Genomic DNA, 8,322 nt, shown 5'->3' on the forward strand with positions numbered 1-8,322 from the left:
AACATCAGTCCATTGAGAGCGCTTGTGTGATGGACAAGATGAATGGGCCCGCTGCTTACAATCAATGCCTGACGAGCCAGCTGAAAGCCTTCAATGCGGGGCCCAAGCAACCTGATCTGCGTACACTAAGCACATCAGAACATCAGTCCATTGAGAGCGCTTGTGTGATGGACAAGATGAATGGGCCCGCTGCCTACAATCAATGCCTGACGAGCCAGCTGAAAGCCTTCAATGCGGGGCCGAAGCAACCTGACCTACGCACGCTAAGCACATCAGAACATCAGTCCATTGAAAGCGCCTGCGTGAATGACAAGATGAATGGGCCTGCTAGGTATAATCAATGCTTGCAAGCTAAGTTGAGAGAGCTAGACCCAAAGTAACCGTCAGCAAGCTTCAGGTAGATTCCTCTAGCCACGACCCGCTAGACTTGGCTTGGTCGTGCCCTGCAATACCCTCTTTCGTCTGCCCCAGTGGTTAGCTCGCGGCCAGCATCGGACGCTCATGAACGCCCATTATGCCGCTGAAATCAGACTATCGTTAGGCCTGATGGCCGAAGACTCCTAAGCGTGCTGAAGGACCTCAACAGATTGTCAAAAGTACGCGTTTGTGAGGGGGAGCAGCTCACCCGACCCCGAATCCCTGCGGTCGCAACTGAGCTACTATCTGAGGTGACTCAGGCTCACACTGGAGCGGTGGCGGAGGCTTGGAATGGAACATCTTTTAACGTCATTTTCTGCGATATCTGGAAGCTCGCAGCAATTAGTGAACTTAGCGGTCGCGCTTTTGGGTGGTAGTGTAGTACTAGTAATAGGGACGTCTCACGTGAGTCCAGCTACTAGGCTGGCGAGAATGTTTTATTTTTTTCTACTTCCAGCGTGGTGGTGTTTGATTCAATCAATTCTTGCTGGAGACTCTGTTCTTCGGCAGTACCTGGCAGCCACAGTTACAAGTGTTCCTGATAAGATAAAGGAAATCTTCGTGGCCGCAAATGGGACGTATGCCGCACAGTTGTGGCATCTGCGGCTAGCAATTATTTTTTTCGGGATTTGGTTGGTTTTATATATGGTGTGGTGGATTTTTTGTCGAGGATCAAGTGGTGGGGCAGAGAAGTCATGAAAAAATATTTCCTGCTTTCTGCATGTTTGGCTGTTGCTTCTTTTCAGGTTTATGGTGAGAGCATAAAGTGTAAGTGCAACAAAGTTCCTTTTGAACCTGACCCGCCATGTGCCAAAGCCTGCATTGCATCTATTATCAGGTATTCGGATTTTGAAAAATTAGTTACAAATGCTGATCTCTCTCGTGACCAGCAGTACGCAATTTTTAGTTATCGTCTAGGCCGGATAGAAACTAAGGCTGCCGGTATAGAAGCCAAGAGGGATTATGATGTTGTTGAGTTGAATCAGGTTCAGGTAAAATTATTTCATTTGCCCAGTGATCAGCTAAAGAGAATAGTAAAAACAGTTCCAGTTGAGTTTGGTACGGTGTTGGTTCCAAGTGATAAAATTATGTACTACGAATTTGATAGGTCCCTAAAGAAAAAGTAGATAATGATTTTATCGAGAATTTTAAGCATGGAGGTGATCGGTGAGGTTTACCAATAAGGCCCGCTATTGGCTGGTTGCTGCCTGTCACGAAGGTCTGCAACTGGCCGGTTTCTGCCGATGCTGACTGGCTGCATCGGGTCGATAGCGGCCAGCCTCTAACACCCGCTATCGACCTCTCCAACGTCGGCAGAGTGCTGCGACCGCTCAGCCAATTGCCGTGGGCCTGGTGCTTGGCAGCGGTTTTCAAGACCGTACCATTAGTGCCCATTTCATGCGGCGTCAAGGGTTGAATCGGTTCCAAAACAAAGGCGAACCTGCACGGCTACAAGCCATATACTGCAAGGGCCGGCGATTCAGTTTTGGAATCGATTCCAGCATCGGTTTGCTCAAGGTATGAGCTACTACGGCTGGAGAACGCGAGGGCCTAGCGATGCCTAAAAACAAGGTGCCAATCTGGTCTCATTGCAACCAGTGCGCCAGACTCACAAAACACGATTGCATTGCCGAGAAGGCACAGGATCACCAAGGCTTCTTTGAGGACTTTGACTGGATTGTGATTAAAACCAGCAAGCTCATCGAATGTCGAGGGTGTGAGGAGATCTCACTCCGGGTTGACTGGTGGCATTCAGATACCGACTGGAACGACCAAAGCGAATTTTATCCGCCAAGAGTCTCGAGAAGGCTTCCCTCATGGGTGGATCGCTTACCTGACTCATGGCAATCCATGCTCAAGGAAACCTATAAAGCACTACACGCAGATAGTCGAAGGCTGGCGATCATGGGGGCCAGAACCCTTGTTGATATGTACATGAACGACTCCGTTGGGGATGTTGGGGGATTTGAAAAAAAAATGAACTCACTGGTGAGCGAAGGACATCTCGGAGACCAAGACAAAACAGCTCTTGTCGCTGCACTCGAAGCAGGCCATGCCGCGGCTCATCGAGGTTTTTTGCCGGAAAGTGAGCAGGTTGCTCATGTCATGGACATAGTCGAGAATTTGCTACAGAAGCATGCTCTTCGAAGGTCAGCTACAGAATTGACCAAAAAAACTCCACCACGCCTCGCCCCAACACCGAAGAACGCCCCCCCTTGACATACTCCAGAGATGTTTTTTGCGATTTGTCGCGTGGACCTGAGTGGCGAAACCCAGTAAATACGGGGGTTTCGCCACCCTGCCCTACACGCGAATACACAGCAAAACACAATGATTGGTACAAAAAGTGGTACAGCCGCCCCTCCCTCCGGCGTTCTGCCGACCGAAAAAATCCCCCCGCTCTACAGCGGCCAGCAAAAAAATCCTGTCGGCAGTCAAGATTTTCGAAATCGTGTCCGATTAGTCATTTGTGCACCGGGGACGCTCGAATTTTCGGGCGTGGTTACGGTGCTGGAGAATCAAAATGACTGACTTCACTGGCTACGTTCTTATTGGGCTCTTCCTGTCGGGGATCGTTTATTTCAACCCTCCCAGGCACTGGAGGATCGTCAGTTATCTTTGCTGCACTGCGTTTCTCCTGACTTCTGTCATTCCTGTCTTCTGGTAACCATCTTCTGAGGACAAGGCGGAACTTTCTGCGCTCAGGATGAGCGCTGATTTCCAGGCTCACCACCATTGTCTCCGGATCCTGAAACCGCCTCCCCTGCAGCTCATCACCCAGGGCTGGCCAGAACCAAGCGCCTCGATTACTGTATATCCAAACAGTATTTATAGGTGGCACCTTGATCATCGAAGACGACAGCTTCGCGCTGGGCATACCCACGCCCATTGAAATGTTGCGACAGCATGCGCGCCTGGTAGAGGCCGAGTGCGATCAGCTACGGCTCGAGCTTGACCGGGCCAGAGAGAATGTCGAGAAGCTGGTGGCAATCCACCAGGCCCAGGCTGCCAAGATCAGCAGGCTGAATGAGATGAATGAGCGCCTGACATGGGCCCTGTCTGACGCTCACGTTGAGAACACCAACTTGAAGAACCAACAGATGAAGGGACCAGCACCGACTTGGGGCTCTATGCCTACGGCACCAAGCACTCGGAGTTGAACCGCGGTCAATGCAGCGTGTACGCGGAACCGCCCAACGAGCGCAACTGGTACTCGGTGACAGCCTGGTACAGCGACTCAGCCTCAAGCCGTAGACGCTCGACCACCTCTGGTGGCTCATTGCAGTCTTGGGCCTCGTGGTAGCGCCTCATCGCATCAATGGCCTGCTGAATCAGCGGCTCGCCCGCCTCCAGGATTCCCGCCAAGGTTTTCTGCATGCTCAAGCGCTCCTCCCAACACGTCAAAGCAGTATAGGCCGCTGTTCATCTTAAAGCGGCTATGCTGAAAGTGAGGGTATTACAGAGTGTTGGATGTATGCGAAAGGCTGAGCCAGCGCGACCAGTGACCAGCGGTCTTGGCGACATCCAATAAACTATTGGGCAGACGGTTCTGTTACTGGGCGATCCCACCAAAGCTTCCGAGCGACTCAGGATCAATTGAAAATAGGGAAAGCACATTTAGAAAATATAGTCTAACTGACCTTATAGTTTCAGAGCCCCCTGAGCCAGATACAAGAAGCGGAGACAAAAAATGCACAGGCGAACAATAATAAAAATAATCCCACTAATAATTATCTCCCCAATCGCATACCCAGCACCTTTAAATGCAAGAATTCTAGCATTAAATGAGCTAGTAGAGGTTATTGGTTCAGCTGGCGACGCACTAATAAAACTGACTGATGGAATAAAACACCTAGTCATCACCGGCAACGAAGGCTACGAGTACATAGCTGCAAAACGAGAAAGAGATCGCCTAATCAGCATAAGCAAAAAAATAAACAACCTTACCGCCCACCAAAACATTACGATAATACAATCACTAGATCAATACATCAAAATAGAGCACCCAACCCAAAGCGACTGGGAAGCTGTAGTTTCAAACTTCCACAGCGTTCTAACCACACTACATAAATTACTATCAGATATAGAATCAGAAAATAGCGACTTTGTGCTTCAGCCAGCATACCTAGCAATCAATCAATCATTAAACTCAAGAGCCTCCTTGCTGAGCACTTTAGCCAGAATGAGCCCACCTAGATCAGCAGAAGAAAAGCTAGTACTAAAAAAGGCAAACATAAAGTACCAGGAGCTTAGAGACACCACTCTAAGAGCACTTGATGAACTCAACAAATACATTGAGCAGCACAGCAAAACTTAGTAATAGTGAATCATAATTTCTGAGGCGCTGGCCAGTTCTGAAGGTTGTTGTTTCCATGTGGCACCACCCTAGGCACAGAATGTGCCTCAATGTATATCTGGGGCTCTCACCGACGTCGAGGAAATCACGCCAACACCTTCCGCGCCAGGTCATACAGCGCCTTTCGCTCAGCGGCACCATGCGGCACCCTCCCCGGCTTGCCGGTGTTGATGATGCTACCGATGTCCTGGAAGCGGCCGGCATCGGCCAGTTCGTTGAGGCCGTGCTTCGCCCACCACCAAGCGGCGGACATGGCGGTGTGCTCCGGCTGCTCGAGCAGCTGCGGCTCAACTTCCAGTGGTATGCCCAGGCCGGCGCCGGCAGCGGAATAGTTCGCCCGGCCAGTGACCTGCAGCAGACCGCGCCCCCTGAATCGCCAGCCGTCGTCGGACTTCGTATTGCCGAGGTTTTCCGCCCCCCACGCGCCGCCATAGATGTTGTTCGCGATCGCCTGCTGATTGGCCGGGCGCCCGTCAGTACGGCCATAGGCCCGGGCACTGGCCTCGCTGATGCGCTCACGGCTGAACTTCACAAACAGCGCTTCGACGCTATAGTTCAGGCTCTCCACCAGATTCCGCAGTTGGCCAGACTCGTGCCCGACCTGGGCCAGGAACGCCGCTTGGCGCACCCGGTTGTCGATCTTGTAGCGCGCCATGGCCCGGTTCAGTGCAGGCAAAAAAATGCCCGCGACTGGGCGGGCTTTGGGGAGGATCTGCAGCAACTGCTGCTCGATGAGAGGCATGCGTTTCTCCAGGCAAAAATAAACGGGTATTCGGAAAAGGTTGTTGATTAGGCCCTTCGCATAGGGTTCTACACTTCAATTTCTCCAACGGAAAACATTGTTGACACGCCGCCCTTGGCGGAATACCTTTCGCTCGTCGCAGTAAATCCTGCGGCCTGGGATTGGTCTCCCGGTTTAAGAGGCGGACACACACAACCGCCGCAATGAGCGGTTTTTTTGTGCCCGAAGCATGGCTGCACCCGTTATGGGCGGGCCGTGCGTGGGAGCCTTCGGGCTCGCCGGCCCTCTTACCGGTAGACCAACCCGCACGGTTCCGCTCACCTGATTGGTCTCAGGGGCGCGGTCAGCAAGACTTAAGAGGATCACCGCCATGCAATCAGCCCAAGTCATTCCGTTCCGCTTTGAAACCCGCGAAGTTCGTACCGTGTTGATCGATGATCAGCCATGGTTTGTTGCTGCCGACGTATGTGCTGTACTGGGCTACGCAAACAGCCGCAAGGCCATTACGGATAACTGCCGCGTATCTGGTGTAACTACTGGTGACATCAGATCTGACGTAGCGAATCGCGACACCAGATCGCGTGCTCGCCGTACCCAGGTCATGACGCTCATCGACGAGGGCAACCTCTATCGCCTGATCATCAAGAGCCGGAAGGAAGAGGCCCAGCGCTTCGAGGCCTGGGTGTGCGACGAGGTGCTGCCAGCCATCCGTAAGCAAGGCCGGTATGAGGATGCTGACAACCGCATGGCGACCCTAGTAGGTCAAACAATCGGCACCGATGGCTTTCACATGCTCGGTGCTGTGGTGAAGGGCAAGGTGTCGAGCCTGTCCGCCGCAATTCAGCGCCGTGCCACTGCAAAGATCTGGTCGCAGACTCACGCTGCTTTCGGTGTGCGTTCCGCTGCCGACATTCCTGCTGAACAGCTTGATTCCGCCCGCAACTTCATCGCGGCATATGCGCTGGAAGGCGAGTGGCTACCAAAGCAAGAGCCCAAGCAGCCCCGCCGCTTGAACATTCACTTCCCTGTCGACGCTCTTACTTGCCGTCGCCCTGAAATGCTGACGATTCGGAACAGCTCTCAGGCCTGGCTAGATGTCAGCCTGTCCGACCTTCGCGAGCCGTTCAGGTCTCCGTGTGAGGCCGTCTTGTGTGAGCTGACCCGGGAGGGGTACTCGGTTGAAGGGGCTTGGTGGGAGCTTCGCACCTACCGTAACAAGGTGGAGTCGCTGCTATCCGCAATTCGTGGGCTCGGCGTAATCGCTGAGAGCCCTCACCGGTACGCTGTAAAACCGAATGGAGAAAACGTTTGAACGCACCGGCAACAATGCTGCACCCCTTGAAAGCTCAAGTCCTGGGCTTCCAGGAGGAGGAACACGACTACCACTTCCAGCTGGAGTACCCCGACCCGCCTGCCTGTCACACCTGCGGCACCATCGGCCAGATCGTCCGCTTCGGCAAAAAGCAGGTGAAGTACCGGGATGTGCCCATGCACGGCGACCGTGTGACCCTGTGGGCTGTGCAGCGGCGCTTCCAGTGCAAGAGCTGTGAATCGACCTTCACGCCGAGGTTCGACGAGATGGCCGAGGATCACCGCATGACGAAGCGGTGCTACGACTACATCATCCGCAAGGCACTCGTGAGCATCCAAGGCCTGCGCTAACCACGCCCCATCAACACCCCCATCAATTTGAGATTCGGGTTTCGGGAAGTCCTCTACCAACAGGATTTTCCGAATACCCAAATAAACCCGCTCAAGGCGGGTGTGATTGGCTTCCGCCGAACTCAGCCGGGAATGGTCGGCCAACTGACGGTGCCCGGGTAGCCTGGCTGATCCTGGACCCGATTGAGCGCCACGCGGTACTTCTTCCACAGGACCAGTTCGGCCTTCTCGGCGTCCGTGGCCTCTTCAATGTCGACTGCATCCTGCAGCGGGGCGATCCGGGTTGCCGACGTCCGCAGCAACGAATCCCGCTTGGCGAGCACCAATGCTGCCGCGCTGGGCTTCCGGGCCTCCACCCACTGGAGCACCGCCGGGTCACTGTCCTCCATCTCCACCCACTCGATTTCGTTCATCGGGCTCTGCGGTGACCCGGATAGGCCGACGATTGCACCATCCACAACGTACACATACACGATGCTCATAGCGAGTAGCCCCCGACGTAGTAGTTGAACGACGGCGTGCCCGCCGTGGTGTTGGCTCCAATGCCGACCGTCTGCGGCGTGGTCATCAGCACGTTGGCAAAGTTGCCAATGAACACCGCAGACACCGAACCTATGTAGGTGGAGAGGTTCTGCTGTGACTGACCGGTAGCGTTGTCGCCGTTTACCGAGACACTGATGTTGGCTGTAGCGGTGCAGGATGCCGACAGCTCCCCCCAGACTTCCTTGGCGTTGAACGGCACGAAGTTGGCGATCGAAATGTTCTGCCCTGGAATGTTCGCCGAGAACGAGAAGAACGTGCCCAGCTGAATCGCGACCTTGCGGTCCCTGACGGTGCAGATCTTGAACTGACCGCTGGCATTGGTAGGTACCACCGTCAGCAGCGCCGAAGCGGTGTAGCCGCTGGGCAAGTTGGCCCCGCCGTACACCGGGGGTTGGACCGCCGCGGTGGCATTTTTCGCCAACAAGGCGGAGGTATCGGTGGTCGGGTTGTAGATGGCGTACAGCGCCACAAATCCGTTAACCGGCGCGGCACCGGTATCCATACCACCAGCCCCGGTGGTACCCAGGTTCACCGTCTTACTGAAGCTGCTCAGGCGATACGCTTGTCCACCCAACACTGTGCCGACGATGACCTCGTCAGC

The 8,322-nt window shown here is 54.1% G+C and carries 11 protein-coding genes and 1 pseudogene; 8 read left to right on the forward strand and 4 right to left on the reverse strand.

All coding sequences use genetic code 11. The annotated features are described in order from the left end of the window. The 5 genes from ACIQUS_RS09770 to ACIQUS_RS09790 all read left to right on the forward strand — a co-directional run. Positions 1 to 380, forward strand: a 380-nt coding sequence (locus tag ACIQUS_RS09770) for a hypothetical protein (RefSeq protein WP_403046071.1), incomplete at its 5' end; no start/stop codon positions are given. Between the two features lie 732 nt (positions 381 to 1,112). Continuing rightward, complete coding sequence (locus ACIQUS_RS09775; protein ID WP_403046074.1) at positions 1,113 to 1,544, forward strand: hypothetical protein; 432 nt, start codon at positions 1,113 to 1,115, stop codon at positions 1,542 to 1,544. 430 nt (positions 1,545 to 1,974) lie between these two features. Next, positions 1,975 to 2,637: a DUF4145 domain-containing protein gene (locus ACIQUS_RS09780; protein WP_403046077.1), complete on the forward strand. Its 663-nt coding sequence runs from the start codon at positions 1,975 to 1,977 to the stop codon at positions 2,635 to 2,637. Between the two features lie 111 nt (positions 2,638 to 2,748). Further along, a complete protein-coding gene (locus ACIQUS_RS09785) occupies positions 2,749 to 2,949 on the forward strand; it encodes a hypothetical protein (RefSeq protein WP_403046079.1) in 201 nt (66 codons plus the stop codon). 311 nt (positions 2,950 to 3,260) lie between these two features. Next, entirely contained in the window at positions 3,261 to 3,578 is a 318-nt protein-coding gene (locus ACIQUS_RS09790; protein ID WP_403046082.1) for a hypothetical protein, read from the forward strand. Between the two features lie 7 nt (positions 3,579 to 3,585). On the opposite strand, the gene ACIQUS_RS09795 is transcribed toward ACIQUS_RS09790, so the two are convergent. Further along, on the reverse strand, positions 3,586 to 3,795 hold the full coding sequence (locus tag ACIQUS_RS09795) for a hypothetical protein (RefSeq protein ID WP_403046085.1): 210 nt from the start codon (positions 3,793 to 3,795) through the stop codon (positions 3,586 to 3,588). Positions 3,796 to 4,108: 313 nt separating this feature from the next. On the opposite strand from ACIQUS_RS09795, the gene ACIQUS_RS09800 reads away from it, so the two are divergent. Then, entirely contained in the window at positions 4,109 to 4,735 is a 627-nt protein-coding gene (locus ACIQUS_RS09800) for a hypothetical protein (RefSeq protein WP_403046088.1), read from the forward strand. Positions 4,736 to 4,859: 124 nt separating this feature from the next. Here ACIQUS_RS09800 and ACIQUS_RS09805 read toward each other — a convergent pair whose 3' ends face one another. Then, positions 4,860 to 5,516 carry a glycoside hydrolase family 19 protein gene (locus ACIQUS_RS09805; protein ID WP_403046091.1) on the reverse strand — a complete coding sequence of 219 codons (657 nt, stop codon included), beginning with the start codon at positions 5,514 to 5,516 and terminating at the stop codon, positions 4,860 to 4,862. A 370-nt stretch (positions 5,517 to 5,886) separates the two neighbouring features. On the opposite strand from ACIQUS_RS09805, the gene ACIQUS_RS09810 reads away from it, so the two are divergent. Continuing rightward, positions 5,887 to 6,828, forward strand: coding sequence for a Bro-N domain-containing protein (locus ACIQUS_RS09810; protein ID WP_403046094.1), 942 nt, complete (start codon positions 5,887 to 5,889; stop codon positions 6,826 to 6,828). Beyond that, positions 6,825 to 7,178 carry a transposase family protein gene (locus ACIQUS_RS09815; RefSeq protein WP_403046097.1) on the forward strand — a complete coding sequence of 118 codons (354 nt, stop codon included), beginning with the start codon at positions 6,825 to 6,827 and terminating at the stop codon, positions 7,176 to 7,178. The genes ACIQUS_RS09810 and ACIQUS_RS09815 overlap by 4 nt, the downstream gene beginning before the upstream one ends. A 122-nt stretch (positions 7,179 to 7,300) precedes the next feature. Here ACIQUS_RS09815 and ACIQUS_RS09820 read toward each other — a convergent pair whose 3' ends face one another. Together ACIQUS_RS09820 and ACIQUS_RS09825 are read right to left on the reverse strand one after the other, a co-directional pair. Next, on the reverse strand, positions 7,301 to 7,591 hold the full coding sequence (locus ACIQUS_RS09820) for a tail fiber assembly protein (RefSeq protein WP_403046100.1): 291 nt from the start codon (positions 7,589 to 7,591) through the stop codon (positions 7,301 to 7,303). Between the two features lie 65 nt (positions 7,592 to 7,656). Further along, a pseudogene (locus ACIQUS_RS09825) lies at positions 7,657 to 8,322 on the reverse strand (hypothetical protein); the annotation flags it as partial.

The organism is Pseudomonas sp. NPDC090755 (assembly GCF_044769005.1).
Taxonomy (GTDB): domain Bacteria; phylum Pseudomonadota; class Gammaproteobacteria; order Pseudomonadales; family Pseudomonadaceae; genus Aquipseudomonas.